The sequence below is a fragment of the Streptomyces sp. NPDC107498 genome (genome assembly GCF_055582805.1).
In genome coordinates this window covers 26927-44660 of sequence record NZ_JBVJPE010000019.1, presented here as the reverse complement: position 1 = coordinate 44660, position 17734 = coordinate 26927, and the positions used below count along the sequence as shown (strand labels likewise).

21 protein-coding genes are annotated in these 17734 nt (G+C 73.7%); 4 read left to right on the top strand and 17 right to left on the bottom strand.

What is annotated here, in order from left to right; all coding sequences use genetic code 11:
* Positions 1 to 9 precede the first annotated feature (9 nt).
* The gene (locus ACZ66Z_RS28170) at positions 10 to 699 is read right to left on the bottom strand and encodes a LysM peptidoglycan-binding domain-containing protein (RefSeq protein WP_469938163.1); all 690 of its coding nucleotides are present in this window, start codon (positions 697 to 699) and stop codon (positions 10 to 12) included.
* 246 nt (positions 700 to 945) lie between these two features.
* Here ACZ66Z_RS28170 and ACZ66Z_RS28165 point away from each other — a divergent pair, with 246 nt between their 5' ends.
* Positions 946 to 1728, top strand: a complete 783-nt coding sequence (locus tag ACZ66Z_RS28165; protein ID WP_469938162.1) for a hypothetical protein — start codon at positions 946 to 948, stop codon at positions 1726 to 1728.
* 143 nt (positions 1729 to 1871) lie between these two features.
* Entirely contained in the window at positions 1872 to 2192 is a 321-nt protein-coding gene (locus ACZ66Z_RS28160) for a hypothetical protein (RefSeq protein WP_469938161.1), read from the top strand.
* Between the two features lie 115 nt (positions 2193 to 2307).
* On the opposite strand, the gene der is transcribed toward ACZ66Z_RS28160, so the two are convergent.
* The 6 genes from der to ACZ66Z_RS28130 all read right to left on the bottom strand — a co-directional run bounded on the left by der (position 2308) and on the right by ACZ66Z_RS28130 (position 7441).
* Entirely contained in the window at positions 2308 to 3756 is a 1449-nt protein-coding gene (gene der, locus ACZ66Z_RS28155; protein WP_093876828.1) for a ribosome biogenesis GTPase Der, read from the bottom strand.
* A gap of 77 nt (positions 3757 to 3833) precedes the next feature.
* Entirely contained in the window at positions 3834 to 4478 is a 645-nt protein-coding gene (locus ACZ66Z_RS28150) for a lysophospholipid acyltransferase family protein (RefSeq protein WP_469938160.1), read from the bottom strand.
* Positions 4475 to 5149, bottom strand: coding sequence for a (d)CMP kinase (cmk, locus tag ACZ66Z_RS28145; protein ID WP_469938159.1), 675 nt, complete (start codon positions 5147 to 5149; stop codon positions 4475 to 4477). Before cmk ends, ACZ66Z_RS28150 begins: the two co-directional genes overlap by 4 nt.
* Positions 5150 to 5418: 269 nt before the next feature.
* Positions 5419 to 6507 (bottom strand): prephenate dehydrogenase, encoded by a 1089-nt coding sequence (locus ACZ66Z_RS28140; protein WP_469938158.1) that lies wholly within the window; start codon positions 6505 to 6507, stop codon positions 5419 to 5421.
* Entirely contained in the window at positions 6504 to 6872 is a 369-nt protein-coding gene (gene aroH / locus ACZ66Z_RS28135; protein ID WP_469938157.1) for a chorismate mutase, read from the bottom strand. Before aroH ends, ACZ66Z_RS28140 begins: the two co-directional genes overlap by 4 nt.
* Positions 6873 to 7000: 128 nt before the next feature.
* On the bottom strand, positions 7001 to 7441 hold the full coding sequence (locus tag ACZ66Z_RS28130) for a YidB family protein (protein WP_469938156.1): 441 nt from the start codon (positions 7439 to 7441) through the stop codon (positions 7001 to 7003).
* A gap of 172 nt (positions 7442 to 7613) precedes the next feature.
* Here ACZ66Z_RS28130 and ACZ66Z_RS28125 point away from each other — a divergent pair, with 172 nt between their 5' ends.
* Together ACZ66Z_RS28125 and ACZ66Z_RS28120 are read left to right on the top strand one after the other, a co-directional pair.
* On the top strand, positions 7614 to 8078 hold the full coding sequence (locus ACZ66Z_RS28125) for a Rieske (2Fe-2S) protein (RefSeq protein WP_469938155.1): 465 nt from the start codon (positions 7614 to 7616) through the stop codon (positions 8076 to 8078).
* Between the two features lie 10 nt (positions 8079 to 8088).
* On the top strand, positions 8089 to 8778 hold the full coding sequence (locus ACZ66Z_RS28120) for a nucleotidyltransferase domain-containing protein (RefSeq protein WP_469938154.1): 690 nt from the start codon (positions 8089 to 8091) through the stop codon (positions 8776 to 8778).
* On the opposite strand, the gene ACZ66Z_RS28115 is transcribed toward ACZ66Z_RS28120, so the two are convergent.
* From ACZ66Z_RS28115 to ACZ66Z_RS28070, 10 genes are all read right to left on the bottom strand, one after another.
* Complete coding sequence (locus ACZ66Z_RS28115) at positions 8775 to 9533, bottom strand: nucleotidyltransferase domain-containing protein (protein ID WP_469938153.1); 759 nt, start codon at positions 9531 to 9533, stop codon at positions 8775 to 8777. The genes ACZ66Z_RS28120 and ACZ66Z_RS28115 overlap by 4 nt on opposite strands.
* A gap of 3 nt (positions 9534 to 9536) precedes the next feature.
* On the bottom strand, positions 9537 to 10568 hold the full coding sequence (locus ACZ66Z_RS28110) for an ADP-ribosylglycohydrolase family protein (RefSeq protein WP_469938152.1): 1032 nt from the start codon (positions 10566 to 10568) through the stop codon (positions 9537 to 9539).
* Entirely contained in the window at positions 10565 to 11302 is a 738-nt protein-coding gene (locus ACZ66Z_RS28105; protein WP_469938151.1) for an NUDIX hydrolase, read from the bottom strand. The genes ACZ66Z_RS28110 and ACZ66Z_RS28105 overlap by 4 nt, the downstream gene beginning before the upstream one ends.
* Positions 11299 to 12378 carry an AAA family ATPase gene (locus ACZ66Z_RS28100; RefSeq protein WP_469938150.1) on the bottom strand — a complete coding sequence of 360 codons (1080 nt, stop codon included), beginning with the start codon at positions 12376 to 12378 and terminating at the stop codon, positions 11299 to 11301. The genes ACZ66Z_RS28105 and ACZ66Z_RS28100 overlap by 4 nt, the downstream gene beginning before the upstream one ends.
* Entirely contained in the window at positions 12375 to 13025 is a 651-nt protein-coding gene (gene pnuC / locus ACZ66Z_RS28095) for a nicotinamide riboside transporter PnuC (RefSeq protein WP_469938149.1), read from the bottom strand. Before pnuC ends, ACZ66Z_RS28100 begins: the two co-directional genes overlap by 4 nt.
* A 202-nt stretch (positions 13026 to 13227) precedes the next feature.
* The gene (locus ACZ66Z_RS28090) at positions 13228 to 14484 is read right to left on the bottom strand and encodes a pseudouridine synthase (protein ID WP_469938148.1); all 1257 of its coding nucleotides are present in this window, start codon (positions 14482 to 14484) and stop codon (positions 13228 to 13230) included.
* The gene (gene scpB / locus ACZ66Z_RS28085; protein WP_469938147.1) at positions 14484 to 15077 is read right to left on the bottom strand and encodes an SMC-Scp complex subunit ScpB; all 594 of its coding nucleotides are present in this window, start codon (positions 15075 to 15077) and stop codon (positions 14484 to 14486) included. Before scpB ends, ACZ66Z_RS28090 begins: the two co-directional genes overlap by 1 nt.
* Positions 15074 to 16093 carry a segregation and condensation protein A gene (locus ACZ66Z_RS28080; protein ID WP_469938146.1) on the bottom strand — a complete coding sequence of 340 codons (1020 nt, stop codon included), beginning with the start codon at positions 16091 to 16093 and terminating at the stop codon, positions 15074 to 15076. The genes scpB and ACZ66Z_RS28080 overlap by 4 nt, the downstream gene beginning before the upstream one ends.
* A gap of 45 nt (positions 16094 to 16138) precedes the next feature.
* Entirely contained in the window at positions 16139 to 16630 is a 492-nt protein-coding gene (locus ACZ66Z_RS28075) for a hypothetical protein (RefSeq protein ID WP_093876813.1), read from the bottom strand.
* Positions 16627 to 17652, bottom strand: coding sequence for a ParA family protein (locus tag ACZ66Z_RS28070; protein ID WP_030212665.1), 1026 nt, complete (start codon positions 17650 to 17652; stop codon positions 16627 to 16629). Before ACZ66Z_RS28070 ends, ACZ66Z_RS28075 begins: the two co-directional genes overlap by 4 nt.
* Between the last annotated feature and the right edge of the window lie 82 nt (positions 17653 to 17734).

Below are 17734 nucleotides of genomic sequence, written 5' to 3'. Positions count from 1 at the left end.
CGCGGGGCCTCAGAGCGGGGCGATCCGCAGCATGGTGCCGACGACGATCCGGTTCGGATCGGGTCCGATCAGGCTCCGGTTCGCCGCGTACAGCGCCTGCCAGCCGCCCTTGACCGCGAAGCGGCGGGCGATCGAACCGAGCGTGTCGCCGGCCTGGACGGTGTGGACGCGCCCGGACAGGCCGTACCGCTTGGAGCAGACGGGCCAGGCCCCCCACCCCTGGGTGCGCAGCACGTCCTCGGCGACGGTGATCTGCTGCTGCCGGGTCGCCAGGTCGGCGCGGCGGGCGTACTTCGGTCCCCCGTGCTCGACCCAGGTGGGCTGCCAGAACTGGAGGCCGCCGTAGAAGCCGTTGCCCGTGTTGGCGTGCCAGCGCCCGCTGCTCTCGCACTCGGCGACGCAGCCCCACGGCCACTGGTCCCGCGCGCAGGCGTACGCGGGCACGGAGGCGGCCTCCCGGAACGCGTCCGACACGTCCAGGAGCGCGGCGGAGTCCTCCCGCACGCCCCCCGACAGGTCCCGCACCCCGGTGACCAGGTCCTCGACGGACCCCGGCACGTCCCGCGCCCCCGCGACCACGCCCGGGGCGGGCCCCGCGGACGTGTCCCGGGCGTGGGCGGGCGCCGGAGCCAGGGTCAGGAGCGCGGCCGCGGACGCCGCCACGAGGGAACCCGCCGTCCAAAATCGGATCTTCGACATCGGGGAAGGCTAGGCAGCCCCCCGCCGACTCCGGCCCGTGCCGCGCGGAACACCGTTCACACCCCACCCGGTCGGAGTCACGCCCCCGGACGGGGCACGGACGCCCCCGGACGGCCCGGGACGCACACGCCACCGGCAACTTGCCCCGCTTCCGCGCGTGACCCCGGCCGAGGCTGACCCGTTGAACTCGGCATGAGACGCCCGGGAACGGCCCGGCGTCCCCCGTACCGAGTCCAGGGAGCCCCCGTGCCGCGCATGCTCGACGTCAGCGAGGACGTACGCGCCGAGATCGGCGACGAAGAAGCGGACCGGCTGCTGGCCGGCGACAACGCCCCGGGCAGCTACGACTGCACCTCCTGCCGCACGCCGGGAGACTCCGACCAGGAGCGCACCAGCACGGTGCTGTTCGTCGGCGAGGAGACCGCGGTCCTCGCGTTCGCCCACGCCAGTTGCATCCCGTCGCAGGTCGTCCGGGTCGCCGAGGAGCAGCTCCAGGGTGCCGTCGCCTCCATCACGGCCTCCGACGCCGCCGACGCGCTCTCCGCCTCCCACCCCGAGCAGGCCGTGCTGGGGGTCACCAGCGGTCTCGTGCTGATCGAGGGCGAGCTGCACCCGGCGCTCGTCGTGGAGCCGACCGCCCCGGTGGCCCGTCCCGGTTCGGACGGCCTCACCGACGAGTTCCTGTCGCTCCTGGCCGAGCAGGGCTTCCAGCAGGTCATGGACCTGGGCGAGAAGCCGGCGATGCTGCCGGGCTGGTCGGTCCTGGTCGCCATGGGCCAGCTGCACTCCGTGCTCCAGCCGGGGCCGGGCGGTGCCGGTCAGGCCGCCTGGTGGCAGGCGCACCAGCCGCTCCAGGTCACCGAGGGCTGGCGCGCGGCGGCCAACAAGTCGCACACGGTCCTGGTCTTCGCCGCCCCGGTGGGCTCGATCGGCCAGCAGCCCCGCGAGGACCTGCTGCGCGACGCCCTGGAGAAGGCCGCCGCGAACGGCCGTCTGGTGGCCGCCGCGATGCCGCTGGCCGGCACCTGATGGAAGACGGCCGGCCGGGCATACGGCGGGCGCGGCAGCGCCCGGGGGCGGGGCAGGGCGTGCCGACCGTGCCGCGTCCCCGGAGCGCTCCCCTTTCGGAGAGCCGCCCGCATCCGACGGACGTCGGTGTCGTTGGCACCTATGTGCACCCATACGACCCCTTCACCCAGCCGTATCCGAGCCAGATCCCCTCGATGCGTCCCGCGCGGGACGTCGCGGCGGGCCCTTCGCCGACGCCGATCTACGACGCCCTGTACTCGGAGTACCGCAGGTCGTTCCGTACGCTGCCGGGCGACCGCAGCGGGGAGGAGGAGCTGAGCTTCCGGTCCTTCGGCACGGCCCTGGGCACGGGCAGGCACGGGCGCGGGCACGGGCACGTGAGCGGGCATCCGACGGCGTGGTCGGCGCAGCAGCACCCCCCCACCCAGGCGGCGCTGCCACCGGGACCCCGCAGAGGTCTCTAGTACGGAAGCGGACCGACGGAAGCGGACCGGACGAACGGCCGAGGGCCGGGGCGCATCGCCCCGGCCCTCGGCCGTGTGTCACCGCGCGGGTGCGCAGGCGTGTGGTGCGTGGGTGCTACTTCTTGCGGCCGCGCTTCTCGCGCACCCGGACCGAGATGTGGATCGGGGTGCCCTCGAAGCCGAACTCCTCGCGCAGCCGGCGCTCGATGAAGCGGCGGTAGCCGGCCTCCAGGAAGCCGGAGGCGAAGAGCACGAAGCGGGGCGGCTTGGTGCCGGCCTGCGTGCCGAAGAGGATGCGGGGCTGCTTGCCGCCACGGACCGGGTGCGGGTGGGCGGCGACGATCTCGCCCAGGAAGGCATTGAGCCGGCCGGTGGGGACGCGGGTCTCCCAGCCGGCGAGGGCGGTCTCGATGGCCGGGACCAGCTTCTCCATGTGACGGCCGGTCTTGGCGGAGACGTTGACCCGGGGCGCCCAGGCGACCTGCTGCATCTCGGTCTCGATCTCGCGCTCGAGGTAGTAGCGGCGCTCCTCGTCGAGCTCGTCCCACTTGTTGTAGGCGATGACGATGGCGCGGCCCGACTCGACCGCCATCGTGATGATGCGCTGGTCCTGGACCGAGATGTTGTCGGTGGTGTCGATGAGGATGACGGCCACCTCCGCCTTCTCGACGGCGGCCGCGGTCCGCAGGGAGGCGTAGTAGTCCGCGCCCTCCTGGAGGTGGACCTTCTTGCGGATGCCCGCGGTGTCGACGAACTTCCACGTCACGCCGCCGAGCTCGATGAGCTCGTCGACCGGGTCGCGGGTGGTGCCGGCCAGCTCGTTGACGACGACCCGGTCCTCGCCCGCCACCTTGTTGAGCAGGGAGGACTTGCCGACGTTCGGGCGGCCGATGAGCGCGATGCGGCGGGGACCGCCGACCGCGTTGCCGAAGCGCTGCTCGGGGGCCTCGGGCAGCTTCTTGAGGACCTCGTCGAGGAGGTCGCCGGTGCCGCGGCCGTGCAGCGAGGAGACGGGGAACGGCTCGCCGAGGCCCAGGGACCAGAGCATGGCCGCGTCGGCCTCGCCGGACTGGCCGTCGACCTTGTTGGCGGCGAGGACGACCGGCTTCCCGGCGCGGCGGAGCAGCTTGACGACGGCCTCGTCGGTGTCAGTGGCGCCGACGGTGGCGTCCACGACGAAGAGGCAGGCGTCGGCGGCCTCGATGGCGTACTCGGCCTGGGCGGCGACGGAGGCGTCGATGCCGAGGACGTCCTGCTCCCAGCCACCGGTGTCGACGACCTTGAAGCGGCGGCCGGCCCACTCGGCCTCGTAGGTGACGCGGTCGCGGGTGACGCCCGGCTTGTCCTCGACGACGGCCTCGCGGCGGCCGATGATGCGGTTCACCAGGGTCGACTTGCCGACGTTCGGGCGGCCGACGACGGCGAGGACGGGGAGCGGGCCGTGGCCGGCCTCCTCGATCGCGCCCTCGACGTCCTCGACGTCGAAGCCCTCTTCCGCGGCGAGCTCCATGAACTCCGCGTACTCGGCGTCGCCAAGTGCCCCGTGGTCGTGCTGGTCGTTCATGAAGTCCGTTCCTTGATCATTCGTGGTCGGTGGTCCCGGACGGCCGGAGCCGTGGGGGCCACTACTGAGAGTGTCGCTCAGCGCCCGGTGAGGCGCCTGGCGTTTTCCAGGTGGGCGGTGAGCTTCCCCTGGATCCGTACGGTGGCCTCGTCGAGCGCCTTGCGGGTGCGGCGGCCCGAGCCGTCGCCCGCCTCGAAGGCGTCGCCGAAGACGACGTCGACGCGGCCGCGCAGCGGAGGCAGCGCCTTGACCAGCCGCCCGCTGCGCTCGGTGCTTCCCAGCACGGCGACCGGGACGATCGGCGCGCCGCTGCGGACGGCGAAGTACGCCAGGCCCGCGCGCAGCGAGGCGAAGTCGCCGTCGCCGCGGGTGCCCTCGGGGAAGATCCCGAGGACGCCGCCCTGCTCCAGGACGCCCAGGGCGTTGCCGATCGCCTTGCGGTCGGTCGAGTCCCGGTCCACCTTCAGCTGCCCGATGCCCTCCAGGAAGCTGCCGAGCGGTCCGACGAACGCCTCCTTCTTGATGAGGAAGTGCACGGGGCGCGGGGCGGTGCCCATGAGCATGGGGCCGTCGATGTTGTGCGCGTGGTTGACGGCGAGGATGACGGGGCCGGAGGACGGCACCCGCCAGGCGCCGAGGACGCGCGGCTTCCAGAAGCCGTACATCAGCCCGATGCCGATGCGTCGGCCGACGGCGGCGCCCTTCCCGGAGGGCAGGGTCACTTGGCGACCGTCCGCTTCTCGTCCACCAGGGTGACGACGCACTCGATGACCTGGTCCAGGGTGAGGTCGGTGGTGTCGACCTCGACGGCGTCGTCGGCCTTGGCGAGCGGGGAGGTCTTGCGGCTGGAGTCGGCCGCGTCCCGCTTGATCAGGGCCTCCTTCGTCGCGTGCACGTCGGCGCCCTTGAGCTCGCCGGAGCGGCGGGCGGCACGGGCCTCCGGCGAGGCGGTGAGGAAGATCTTCAGGTCGGCGTCGGGCAGGACGGTGGTGCCGATGTCCCGGCCCTCGACGACGATGCCGATCTCCGCGCCGCGGGCGATGGACCGCTGGAGCTCCGTGATCAGGCTCCGCACCTCGGGGACGGCGCTGACGGCGCTGACCTTGGAGGTGACCTCCTCGGTCCGGATCGGGCCCGAGGCGTCGGCGCCGTCGACGGTGATGGTGGGCCGGGCCGGGTCGGTGCCGGAGACGATGACCGGCTTGGAGGCGGCGTTGGCGACGGCCTCGGCGTCGGTGACGTCGACGCCGTTGCTGATCATCCACCAGGTGATCGCCCGGTACTGGGCGCCGGTGTCGAGGTAGCTCAGCCCCAGCTTGGCGGCGACCGCCTTCGAGGTGCTGGACTTGCCCGTGCCGGAGGGCCCGTCGATGGCGACGATCACGGATTCCACGGTGGGAACACCTTCCTGGGGTGAACGGTAGGGCCCGGCGGGATGCGGGGGACCCCCACAAGGTTACCGAGTCCCCGCACCCCGCCGGTCCCGGGCCGCCGACCCCGCCGCGCGGGGCACCACCCTGCCGGGGCGGTGCCCTCCCTGCCCCTGCCCGTGTGGGCAATCGTCCCGCAGGGCGAGGGGGTCCCCCCTGCTCGAGCGGAACAGTTGCCCACAACGAGGGTGGGCGGGGGCGCGCGCCGTCCCGGTGGAGTGGGGCCTGGCCGTCAGCTCGTGCGGAGGGACCAGCCGCGTTCCTGGAGCGCCGCCCCCAGCACCGGCGCCGCCGACGGTTCGACCATCAGCTGCACCAGACCCGCCTGCTGCCCGGTCGCGTGCTCGATGCGGACGTCCTCGATGTTGACGCCCGCGCGCCCCGCGTCGGCGAAGATGCGGGCGAGCTCGCCCGGTCGGTCGCTGATGAGGACGGCGACGGTCTCGTAGACGGCAGGGGCGGCACCGTGCTTGCCGGGGACGCGGGCGCGCCCGGCGTTGCCGCGGCGCAGGACGTCGGCGACGCCGGCGGCCCCGTTCCGCCGCTTGTCCTCGTCGGCGGACTGCAGGGACCGCAGGGCGCGGACGGTCTCGTCGAGGTCGGCGGCGACGCCGGAGAGGACGTCGGCGACGGGCCCGGGGTTGGCGGAGAGGATCTCGACCCACATGCGCGGATCGGAGGCGGCGATCCGGGTGACGTCGCGGATGCCCTGCCCGCAGAGGCGTACGGCGGACTCGTCGGCCTCCTCCAGGCGCGCGGCGACCATGGAGGACACCAGCTGCGGGGTGTGGGAGACGAGGGCGACGGCCCGGTCGTGGGCGTCGGCGTCCATGACGACGGGGACGGCCCGGCAGAGGGCGACGAGCTCCAGGGCGAGGTTGAGGACCTCGGTGTCGGTGTCCCGGGTCGGGGTGAGGACCCAGGGCCGACCCTCGAAGAGGTCGGCGGTGGCGGCGAGCGGGCCCGAGCGCTCCTTGCCGGACATGGGGTGGCTGCCAATGTACGCGGTGAGGTCGAGGCCCAGCGCCTCCAGCTCCCGCTTGGGTCCGCCCTTGACGCTCGCCACGTCCAGGTAGCCGCGGGCCAGGCCGGCCGTCATGGCCTCGGCGAGGGTGGCAGCCACGTGCGCGGGGGGCACGGCGACGACGGCGAGGTCCACGGGGCCTTCGGGCGCCTCGTCGGTGCCCGCGCCGAGCGCGGCGGCCGTGCGGGCGCGCGCCGGGTCGTGGTCGCGCAGGTGGACCGTGACGCCCCGGCCCGCGAGGGCGATGGCGGCGGAGGTGCCGATCAGACCGGTACCGATGACGAGCGCTGTTCTCACTGGGCGATGTCCTTGCGCAGGGCGGCCGCGGCACCGAGGTAGACGTGCGCGATCCGGGACTTGGGCAGTTCGGTCTCGACGTGGGCGAGGAGCCGGACGACCCTCGGCATCGCGCCCTCGACGTCGAGTTCCTGTGCGCAGAGCAGGGGTACGTCGGCCATGCCGATCCCGAGGTGCCGGGCCGCGGCGGCGGGGAAGTCGCTGTGCAGATCGGGCGTGGCGGTGAACCAGATGCTGATGAGGTCGTCGGTGGCGAGCCCGTTGCGCTCGAGGACGGCGGTGAGCAGTTCCTCGACCTGCTCGCGCATGTGTCCGGCCTCGTCCCGCTCCAGCTGGACGGCGCCTCGGACCGCTCGTACCGCCACGTCGTGCTCCTTCGCCTGCGTCAGTGCTCCGTTCAGCCTAGTCAGCGGCGGGGAGGCCGCGTCGCGCCGCCCGCCCTCCGAGACGGACGGGACGGCGGGCGGGGGACGGCCGCGTCCGGTGCCGGTGGTCAGAGCCGCTGCTGCCGGATGATCTCCTCCAGGGAGGCGCCCTCGGGCAGCGAGCCGTTCGGGGTCAGCTTGTCGACGGCCTGCGGCAGGGACCGGGCGATCTCGTCGGCGGCCTCCTCCGGGCTGACGCCGGTGTCCGCCGCGACCTTGCGGAGGGCGTCGTCGGGGAGGGCCTCGGCGATCTGCGCGCCGCTGACGGCCTGGTTCTCGCCGGTGCCGACCCAGGACCACGCCTGGTCGCTGAGGCCGGACCTGGTCAGCACGTCGAGGAGGCCGCCGAGCGGGTTCGACCCGCCCGCCGCCCCGCCGCCCCTGGCCCCCGCGAGGGCCCCGATCAAGGAGCCGAGGATGTTCCCGGCGCCACCGCCCTGCCCGCCGCCCTGCCCGCCGGCTCCTCCGAGGAGGCCCCCGAGGAGACTGCCGAGGTCGTTACCCGCCATGGTCCTGCCTTTCGTCCGGTCGTCCGGTGCGGAACAGGGCCAATGTCACCCGAGCCGGGGGGCTCCGCCACCGGGGTGCGCGACGGGCGGGGGCGGCCGTGCGGGGGAGCCGGGCACCGGGCACAGGCGTGTTGCGGGCCCCGGGGGCGGGGCGCGCGGCCAAGCTGGCGGCATGACCTCACGCCCCACCACCCGCCGTACCGTCCTGTTCTCCGCAGCGGCCCTGACGACGGGCTGCGGCTCGGACGACGGAGGCGGCGGCACGAGCACGACGAGCGCACCGGCCGCCGCCGAGGCGTCCCCGACCGCCACCGAGGCGTCCCCGAGCGCCACGGCCGCCCGGAGCGGCGGAGCCCCGCTGGCCAGGACCTCCCAGATCCCGGTCGGCGGCGGTCTGGTCTTCCCGAAGGAGAAGGTGGTCGTGACCCAGCCCTCGACGGGCGAGTTCAAGGCGTTCTCCGCGATCTGCACGCATCAGGGCTGCACGGTGAACAAGGTCGCGGACGGCACGATCGACTGCCCCTGCCACGGCTCCAGGTTCCGTGTCGCGGACGGCTCCGTGGTGGCGGGTCCGGCTTCCCGTCCGCTGCCGGCCGAGCAGATCGTCGTCTCGGGGGAAACGATCACCCTGGCGTAATCTGCCGGGCATGACTCCGGACGAGCTGGTGCGCGAGCACACGATCTACTCCTGCGTGATGGGCTCGCGCGCCTTCGGTCTGGCGACCGAGGACAGCGACACGGACGTGCGGGGCGTGTACCTCGCCCCGACGCCCCTCTTCTGGCACTTCGACAAGCCCCCGGCGCACGTGGAGGGGCCCGGCGAGGACCAGTTCAGCTGGGAGCTGGAACGCTTCTGCGAGCTCGCCCTGCGCAACAACCCCAACGTCCTGGAGTGCCTCCACTCCCCCGTGGTCGAGCACGTCGACGACTGGGGCCGCGAGCTCCTGTCCCTGCGCGGGGCCTTCCTGTCCCGCCGGGCCCACCAGACCTTCGTCCGGTACGCCGCCGGCCAGCGCCGCAAGCTCGACGCGGACGTCCGCCAGCACGGCGGGCCGCGCTGGAAGCACGCCATGCACCTGCTGCGGCTCCTGACCAGCTGCCGCGACCTGCTGCGCACGGGCGAGCTCCGCATCGACGTCGGCGAGGACCGCGACCGCCTCCTCGCGGTCAAGCGCGGCGAGGTCGCCTGGGCCGAGGTCGAGTCCTGGATGGACCGCCTCCAGGAGGAGGCCGACCGGGCCCACGACACGACCCCCCTCCCCGCCGCCCCGGACGAGCGCCGGATCCAGGACTTCCTGACCCGCGCCCGCCGGTCCTCGGCCACGGACGCCTTCTAGGACGCCGCGAGCCGAGCCCGTACGACCAGGTCGTGGAGCGCGTCGTGGGCGCCGGTCGCGGCCTCCGGCAGCCCGGACGCGGCCTGGGCCTCGTCCAGGACCGCGTGCAGGGCCTCCGTCTCGGCGAGTACGTCCTCGACGACGACCTCCGCGTGCCCGTGCTCGGCCTCGGTCTTCGCCGCGACGAGGCCGGGCAGCCGGGCGGGCGCCTCGGGCACCTCTTCGACGAGGGTCGGCAGGTGGGCCTGGACCTCGCCCGAGCGCATCAGGTGGATGCCGGTGAGCAGGGCCCGGTAGGTGTACAGCAGCGGCTTGAGCTCGCCGCTGCTCCGGAAGAGCCGCCACTGCGTCCCCGCGAAGCCCCGGTAGTGGTGGGCGTGGTGGCGGGTGAGCACCCCGGGCACGAGTGCCACCAGCTCCGCGTGGGTCTCCGTCGTGTGGGCCACGAGCGGGGAGGTGAGCTGTTCGAGGACGTAGCCGTTGCGGCGCAGCATCAGCCGGGCGAACTTCCGCAGGTCGTGGGTGACGAGGTCCATCTCGACGCCGTCCCGGTCCCACGTCCGGCTGCGGGTCTCCTCCGGCTCGCGCAGGCCTGTGAGGGCGTCCACGGGGAGCAGGTGCGCGCCGCGCAGGTCGACGTCCGAGTCGCGGGACGGGAATCCGTACAGGTGCGCGCCGGAGACCGTGGCGAAGAGCAGCGGGTCGGGCTGTTCCGCGACGACGGCGGAGAGGTCCGGGTCCGGGGTGAGCGTCATGGGTCAGGCGTCCCAGAGCGCGCCGAAGGTCAGCAGGTCGCTGTGGTGCTCGACGCGCTCCGCCCACTCCTTCGGCCAGGCGTCCGCGCCGAGGTGGGCGCCGGCGAAGGCGCCCGCGAGGGCGGCGATCGAGTCGGAGTCGCCTCGGGTGCAGGCGGCGCGGCGCAGGGCGGTGAGGGGCTCGTCGGGGAAGAGCAGGAAGCAGAGGAGGCCGGTCGCGAGGGCCTCCTCGGCGATCCAGCCGTCGCCGGTGTACGTGCAGGGGTCGAGCTCCGGGTCGGCCGTGCGCTGGACGGCGTCCAGGCGTTCCAGGACGGCCAGGCACTCGTCCCAGCCGCGTTGGACGAAGTGCAGGGCGTCGGGGTCCTGGGAACGGGTCCACAGGTCGCCGAGCCAGTGCTCGTGGTAGCGGGAGCGGTTCTCGTAGGCGTACGAGCGCAGCTGCCCGACGAGCCCGGTCGGGTCCACGCCCTGTGCGAGCAGGTACACGGCGCGGGCGGTGAGGTCGGAGGCGGCGAGCGCGGTGGGGTGACCGTGGGTCAGGCCCGCCTGGAGCTGCGCGGCGCCCGCCCGCTGCTCCTCGCTCAGCCCGGGGACGAGTCCGATGGGCGCGACCCGCATGTTGGCGCCGCAGCCCTTGGAGTGGATCTGGCTGGCCTCCTGCCAGGGCACGTCGGTCGTCAGGAGCCCGCAGGCGACCATGCAGGTGCGCCCGGGCGCCCGGTTGTTCTCCGGCGAGCGGAACCAGTCGACGTACTCCTCCCGCAGGGGCCGGGCGAGCCGCAGCGGGGCGAGCACGCCCCGGTCCATGGCCGTGCGGATGCCCCGGGCGAAGGCGAGGGTCATCTGGGTGTCGTCGGTGACGTACGCCTTGCCGTTCCTGACGGGCAGGGGCATCTCCCGCCAGGGTCCGACCTTGGCCAGGATCGACGGCACGTCGTTGAACTCGGTCGGGAAGCCCAGCGCGTCTCCGAGTGCCAGTCCGATCAGGGAGCCGGTAGCGGCCTGCTTGGTGGCGGTGCGGGTGAGGTTCATGCGGGGCGTCCTTCCGGTCGCAGGAGGGGCGGGTGGAGGGTGGTGGCCCCGCCCGCCCGGTAGAGGGCGGCCGGTTTCCCCCGTCCGCCGGTGAGGCGCGGCGGTCCTTCCACGGCCTGGACGAAGCCGGGCGTGGTGAGGACCTTGCGCCGGAAGTTGGGGCGGTCGAGTTCGACGCCCCAGACCGTCTCGTAGACCTGCCGCAGCTCGCCGAGGGTGAACTCGGGCGGGCAGAAGGCGGTCGCGAGGCAGGTGTACTCGAGTTTGGCGCCGACCCGTTCGTGGGCGTCGGCGAGGATCCGGTCGTGGTCGAAGGCGAGCCGCCCGTGCGTCCCGTACGGGATCCAGCGGGCCTGGGCCGCGTCGCCGCCGCCGCGCGGTTCGGGAGGGTCGGGGACGAGCGCGGTGAAGGCGACGGAGACGACCCGCATCCTCGGGTCGCGGTCGGGTTCGGTGTAGGTGCGGAGCTGTTCGAGGTGGAGGCCGGCGACGGTGGCCCCGGAGAGCCCGGTCTCCTCGGCGAGTTCGCGGCGGGCGGCCCGTTCGGCGGACTCCTGGGGCAGGACGAACCCGCCGGGCAGGGCCCAGGCCCCGGCGTACGGCTCCTGGCCGCGCTCGACGAGCAGGACGTGGAGGCGTTCCTCGCGGACGGTGAGGACGGCGAGGTCGACGGTGACGGCGAACGGCTCGAAGGCGTACGGGTCGTAGCCCTCGGGGGGCCGGCGGTCGGTCATCGGCGCTCCGGCAGGGGGTCGGCGAGGTGCGGGCCCTCGGCGAGCAGCGCGTCGACGGCGGCGACGGCGGTCGCGAGCCGCTCCTCGTGGGGGCCGGTGAGGACGGCGGTGCGGCGGCCGGTGCGGGCGAGCTGGGTGAGGAAGCGGGCGGTCATCCAGGGCCGCAGGTGTTCCCCGTCGCGCAGGCCGTCGTCCTCGAACTCGACGCCCCGGTGGTCGGTGAGCAGCCAGAGGTGCTGTCGGCCGAGGGCGGCGATCTCGCCGGTGGCGCGGCTGGTGGTGCCCATGTAGCGCTCGTGCCAGATGGTGGTGGCGAAGGCGTCGGTGTCGCAGAAGAGGACGGGTGAGCCGTCCCGGGCGGCCTCCTCCTCCAGTTCGGCCTGGCGCTGGGCGATGACGGGGAAGTCGGAGGAGCGGAAGGTGACCTCGGACCAGTCGGCGCCGGGGCGTTCGGCGCGGAGTTCGGCGAGTTTGAGTTCGCTGTACTCGCGCCCGTACTCCGGTACGTACCGGGTGCGGGCCCAGACGCCGCCGCGCCGCCGGTAGTGGTCGGCGAGGGCGAGGGCCATGGTGGTGGTGCCGGTGGACTCGGCGCCGAGAACGACGATCCGGCGGGTGAGCGCGGCCCGCACCGGTGCTTCCAGGAAGTCCCAGCAGCCGGCGGGGTCCGCGCGGACGGCGGTGCCGGAGACGGGGTGGCGGGCGCGCTCCCGGTCGACGAGGACGGAGTCGGCGCCGAAGCGGCGGCCGAGTTCCTCCCCGTACGGCTCCGAGGTGAAGACGGCGTCGACGCGTTCGGGCACGGCGGCCCGGAAGACGGCCATGTGGGCGGCCCACACGTCGGGGTCCCGGAGGTCGACGGGGACGTCGTCGACGGTGCCGACGACGAGGACGTCGGGGTGGATCTCGCGCATCCAGGCGACCCGGTCCTCCAGGGGGACGCTCTCCACGGAGGAGGCGCAGACGAGGACGGTGAGGCGCTCGCACCGGTCGCGGGCGGTGCGGACGAGGTGGTGGTGGCCGGCGTGCGGCGGATAGAACTTGCCGAGGACGAGGCCGTGGCCGTAGCGCTTCACGCGGTCGCTCCCACCGGACGGGGGGAGCCCGTGAGGTCCCTGGTCCAGCCGCGCAGGCCGAGGACGCAGAGCGTCATGAAGCCGACGTACAGCAGGGAGGTCAGGTAGAGCCCCTTGTACGCGTAGAGCGGGACGTAGACGACGTCGGCGGCGATCCAGAGCCACCAGGACTCCAGCCGCTTGCGGCACTGGCCGTAGGTCGCCGTCAGGGAGAGCGCGGTGGTGAGGGCGTCCCAGAAGGGGACGGTCGAGTCGGTGACGCGGTCGAGGAGCAGGGTGAGCACGAGGGTCCCCACCGCCCCCGCCGTGAGCAGCCACGTCCACTCGGTGCGCGTGGTGCGGCGCACCGGGAGGTCGTCGGAGCCTGGTCCACCCCCGTGGGTCCAGGTCCACCAGCCGTACGCGGCGAGGGCGATGAAGACGATCTGGAGGCCGGCGTCGGCGTAGAGCCCGGCCTGGGTGAAGAGCAGGACGAAGAAGAGGTTGTTGGCGATGCCGATGGGCCAGTTGGCCGGGTGCTGGCGGGCGACGAGCCAGACGCAGAGGGCTCCGCTGCCGAATCCCAGGACCTCGGTCCAGCTGACCGGGGTGTCCAAGAGGGTGAAGAGCGGCTGCTGCAAGGGTTCGAGTACGTCTGCGAGGCTCACGCCCGCCTCCTTAAGAGTCATCCTGACTATAAAGGTCGGCGGACCACCGCCACAAGCCCCGTTCGCGTCCCCGCCCCCGCTGCGGACGCGGCCCGGGCCCGGGCCCCGACCTCGGACGCGACCCCGGGCCCGGCCCGGCCCCGGACGCGACGAAGCCCGTGACCGCCGGGCGTCACGGGCTTCGCCGGTACGGCAGGGGGCCTTACATGCCGACTTCCTTCATCAGCATGCCGACCTCGGTGTTGGTCAGGCGGCGCAGCCAGCCCGACTTCTGGTCGCCCAGGGCGATCGGGCCGAAGGCGGTGCGGACCAGCTTCTCGACCGGGAAGCCCGCCTCGGCGAGCATCCGGCGCACGATGTGCTTGCGGCCCTCGTGCAGGGTGACCTCGACCAGGTAGTTCTTGCCGGTCTGCTCGACCACGCGGAAGTGGTCGGCGCGGGCGTAGCCGTCCTCCAGCTGGATGCCGTCCTTCAGGCGCCGGCCGACCTCGCGGGGCAGCGGGCCGGTGATGGCGGCCAGGTAGGTCTTCTTCACGCCGTACTTCGGGTGCGTGAGGCGGTGGGCCAGCTCGCCGTGGTTGGTGAGCAGGATGATGCCCTCGGTCTCCGTGTCGAGCCGGCCGACGTGGAACAGCCGGGTCTCGCGGTTGGTGACGTAGTCGCCGAGGCACTGGCGGCCGTCGGGGTCCTCCATGGTGGAGACGACGCCGGACGGCTTGTTCAGCGCGAAGAAGAGGTGGGACTGGGTGGCGACGGTCAGGCCGTCCACCTTGATCTCGTCCTTCTCCGGGTCGACGCGCATGCCCTGCTCGACGACGATCTCGCCGTTGACCTCGACGCGGGCCTGCTCGATGAGCTCCTCGCAGGCGCGCCGCGAGCCCATGCCGGCACGGGCGAGGACCTTCTGCAGCCGCTCGCCCTCCTGCTCGGCGCCGGGGAAGGTCTTGGGGATCTTGATCTCGGGCTTGTCGGCGTACCGCTCCCGGTTGCGCTCCTCCGCGCGGGCGTCGTACTCGCGCGAGCGGGCGGGCGCCGTACGGCCGCCGCCGCGCTGCGGGGACTGCCGGGGGCCGCCCTTGGCGCCGCCGCGCGCGGCCGCGCCCCGGCCGCGCTTGGGGGCGTCCGAGGAGCCGCCGGGGCCGCTGTAGCGCTCGTCGTAGGTGCGCTCCTCCGGGCGCGCCTTGCGCGAGCCGGCGCCGGTCGGCCGGCCGCCGCCCTGGCCGGGACGCCCGCCGCCGCCCTGCCCCGGACGCCCTCCGCCCTGGCCGGGGCGTCCGCCGCCCTGGCCCTGTCGGTCGTCACGGCCGTTGCCGGCGCCGCGGTAGTTGCCGCGCCCGCCGCCACCGCCGCCGTTGCCGCGGCCACCACCGCTGCCGCCGCTGCCGCCGCGGCCGCCGCTGTTGCCACCACGGCTCCCGCCGTTGTTTCCGCTGCTGTTCCTGCCGCTGCTGCTTCGCATCAAAGTTCCGTCTTGTCGTCTACGTCTGCGTCCGGGTCGAACGACGGGACGCCTTCCAGGGAGTCCGCCTCGACCGCCTCGGCCTCGGGGAGGAAGGGGGCGAGTTCGGGGAGTTCGTCCAGGCCGCGCAGGCCCATCCGCTCCAGGAAGTAGTTCGTCGTCCTGTACAGGATCGCACCTGTTTCGGGTTCCGCGCCCGCCTCCTCCACCAGACCCCTCTGGAGGAGGGTCCGCATCACGCCGTCGCAGTTGACTCCGCGGACCGCGGAGACCCGGGAACGGCTGACCGGCTGGCGGTAGGCGACGACCGCGAGGGTCTCCAGGGCCGCCTGGGTGAGCCGGGCCTGCTGCCCCTCCAGGACGAAGGCCTCGACGGCCGGGGCGAAGGCGGCGCGGGTGTAGTAGCGCCAGCCCCCGGCGACCCGCCGCAGCTCGAAGCCGCGGCCCTGGGCGGTGTACTCCTCGGCCAGCTCGTGCAGGGCGTCGGCCACCTCGGCGGGGGCGCGGTCCAGGACCTTGGCGAGGTGGTCCTCGGCGGTGGGCTCGTCGACGACCATCAGGACGGCTTCGAGGGCGGGCTTGAGGTCGCTCACGCGGTGGCCTCCTGGTCGAATTCGTCGGTCACGGCCGCGGACGGATCGTTCTCCCCGCCGGTCCAGGAGACCGTGAGGTCCCCGAGGGCGGTCTCCTGGTCGAGGGCGACGGCCTTCTCCCGGTAGAGCTCCAGGAGGGCGAGGAAGCGGGCGACGACGGTGAGGGTGTCGTCGGCGTCCTCGATCAGCTCCCGGAAGACGGCCGAGCCGCGCTCGCGGAGCAGCGCGACGACCACCGCGGCCTGGTCCCGGACGCTGACGAGCGGGGCGTGGATGTGGTCGACGTACACCTGGGGCTCGGCCTTGGGCTGCATGGCCTTGACGGCGAGCCTGGCGAAGCCCTCGACGCCGAGGGAGATGACGACCTCGGGGAGCAGCTCGGCGTGGTGCGGTTCGAGTCCGACGGTACGGGGGTGGCGATGGCCCTCGGCCTCCCAGCGCTCCTCGAAGATCTCGGCGATCCGCTTGTACGCGCGGTACTGGAGGAGCCGGGCGAAGAGCAGGTCGCGGGCCTCCAGGAGGGCGAGGTCGGCCTCGTCCTCCACCTCGGCGGCGGGGAGCAGCCGGGCGGCCTTCAGGTCGAGGAGGGTGGCGGCGACGACGAGGAACTCGGTGGTCTGGTCGAGGTCCCCGTCGGGCCCGAGGGCCCGCAGGTGGGCCATGAACTCGTCGGTGACCCGGGAGAGGGCGACCTCGGTGACGTCGAGCTTGTGCTTGGTGATCAGCTGGAGGAGCAGGTCGAAGGGCCCCTCGAAGTTCGAGAGCCGCACGGTGAACCGCCCGTCACCGCCCTCGGGGGCCTCGCCGCCGGCCGCCTCCGGGACCGCGGACGCTTCGGGGTCCGCCGGGACCTCGGGCACTTCCGGGACCTCGGGCGCCTCCGGAGGCTCCGGGGCCTCTGGCGCGTCCGGGCCCCCGGCCGGAGCGGCGGGCGCCGCCCCCTGCGTCTCGCCCGGGCCGCGGCCCAGGGGGCGGCGGCCCGGCGGGCGGGACGTTTCGTCAGAGGCGTGGCGCATGGGGGTCCAGGGGAAACGAGAGGGGCGGCAGCCCGCAGGCTACCGTCAGCGGCCGCGCAGGCGGCGCACGAGGATGCTCGCGTCGCCGCGGGACTCCAGGTCCGCCAGGACGACCGCGACGGCCTCCCGGACGATCCGGCCCCGGTCGACGGCGAGACCGTGCTCACCGCGCAGGACGAGCCGGGCGTGCTCCAGGTCCATCAGCTCCTCGGCGGAGACGTAGACCGTGATCTTCTCGTCGTGGCGCTCGCGACCGCTGGGCCGCCGGTTCGCGGTGCGGCCGCCGCGCCGCCGGGCCGCCGCGGGGGCGGGCACCTGGGCGCCGGGCGCGGCCTTGGGGGCCGGTCCCTCGGGCTCGGCCGTCCGGGCCCGCGGTTCCGCGGCCTCGGAGTCCGCCGGGGCGTGCTCCGCGGGGCCCTCGGCCGCCGCCGTGTCGCTCTCGGCGGCCGGCGCCGGGACGGCCCGGCGCGGTGCGGACGCCTGGAGCGCCGTCCCCCCGGTCGTACGGAAGAGTTCGTCGGCTCCGGGCAGACTCACTCGGCGTGACACCGGGCGAGCACCTCCCTGGCGAGCTGACGGTAGGCGGCGGCGCCCACGGAGTTGGAGGCGTACGTGGTGATGGGCTCGCCGGCGACCGTGGTCTCCGGGAAGCGCACGGTCCGCCCGATGACCGTGTGGTACACGTGGTCGTCGAAGGCCTCGACGACGCGCGCGAGGACCTCGCGGCTGTGCACGGTCCGGGAGTCGTACATCGTGGCGAGGATGCCGTCGAGCTCCAGCTCGGGGTTGAGCCGCTCCTGGACCTTCTCGATGGTCTCGGTGAGCAGCGCGACCCCGCGCAGCGCGAAGAACTCGCATTCCAGCGGCACGATGACCTTGTGAGCGGCCGTCAGGGCGTTCACGGTCAGCAGGCCGAGCGAGGGCTGACAGTCGATCACGATGTAGTCGTAGTCGTTCATCAGCGGCTTCAGGGCCCGCTGGAGCGTGGACTCGCGCGCGACCTCGCTGACCAGCTGGACTTCGGCGGCCGAGAGGTCGATGTTGCTCGGCAGCAGGTCCATGTTGGGCACGGCGGTCTTGAGGAGCACCTCGTCCGCCGACATGCCCCGCTCCATGAGCAGGTTGTAGACGGTGAGGTCGAGCTCCATCGGGTTCACGCCGAGGCCGACCGACAGGGCTCCCTGCGGGTCGAAGTCGACGAGCAGCACCCGTCGTCCGTACTCGGCGAGCGCGGCGCCCAGGTTGATGGTCGACGTGGTCTTGCCGACGCCGCCCTTCTGGTTGCACATCGCGATGATCTTCGCGGGTCCGTGGTCGGTCAGGGGACCCGGGATCGGGAAGTACGGCAGGGGCCGTCCGGTGGGGCCGATCCGCTCGCGGCGCTGGCGGGCAGCGTCGGGTGCGAGGGTGGCCGCGTACTCCGGATCGGGCTCGTACTCGGCGTCGGGGTCGTAGAAGTGCCCCTCGGGCACCTCGTCGTAGGCGGCGAAGTGGGTGGACTCTCGGCCCATCTCGTTGCCGGCCGTGGCGTTCACGTGTAGGCCGTCCATCGTCTTCATCGTGTGGGCACTCGTCATGGGCTGGTGCGTCGCGAAGGTCCGCACCGCGACGGAGCCGATCGGGGCACCTGGTGCACCGCTC

What these genes read in the sequence shown, in the direction of transcription:
- ACZ66Z_RS28170 (WP_469938163.1), bottom strand. Translation starts at nt 699, where the DNA reads ATGTCGAAGATCCGATTTTGGACGGCGGGTTCCCTCGTGGCGGCGTCC.
- der (WP_093876828.1), bottom strand. Translation starts at nt 3,756, where the DNA reads ATGAACGACCAGCACGACCACGGGGCACTTGGCGACGCCGAGTACGCG.
- ACZ66Z_RS28130 (WP_469938156.1), bottom strand. Translation starts at nt 7,441, where the DNA reads ATGGCGGGTAACGACCTCGGCAGTCTCCTCGGGGGCCTCCTCGGAGGA.
- ACZ66Z_RS28125 (WP_469938155.1), top strand. Translation starts at nt 7,614, where the DNA reads ATGACCTCACGCCCCACCACCCGCCGTACCGTCCTGTTCTCCGCAGCG.
- ACZ66Z_RS28120 (WP_469938154.1), top strand. Translation starts at nt 8,089, where the DNA reads ATGACTCCGGACGAGCTGGTGCGCGAGCACACGATCTACTCCTGCGTG.
- ACZ66Z_RS28115 (WP_469938153.1), bottom strand. Translation starts at nt 9,533, where the DNA reads ATGACGCTCACCCCGGACCCGGACCTCTCCGCCGTCGTCGCGGAACAG.
- ACZ66Z_RS28110 (WP_469938152.1), bottom strand. Translation starts at nt 10,568, where the DNA reads ATGAACCTCACCCGCACCGCCACCAAGCAGGCCGCTACCGGCTCCCTG.
- ACZ66Z_RS28105 (WP_469938151.1), bottom strand. Translation starts at nt 11,302, where the DNA reads ATGACCGACCGCCGGCCCCCCGAGGGCTACGACCCGTACGCCTTCGAG.
- ACZ66Z_RS28090 (WP_469938148.1), bottom strand. Translation starts at nt 14,484, where the DNA reads ATGCGAAGCAGCAGCGGCAGGAACAGCAGCGGAAACAACGGCGGGAGC.
- ACZ66Z_RS28080 (WP_469938146.1), bottom strand. Translation starts at nt 16,093, where the DNA reads ATGCGCCACGCCTCTGACGAAACGTCCCGCCCGCCGGGCCGCCGCCCC.
- ACZ66Z_RS28070 (WP_030212665.1), bottom strand. Translation starts at nt 17,652, where the DNA reads ATGAAGACGATGGACGGCCTACACGTGAACGCCACGGCCGGCAACGAG.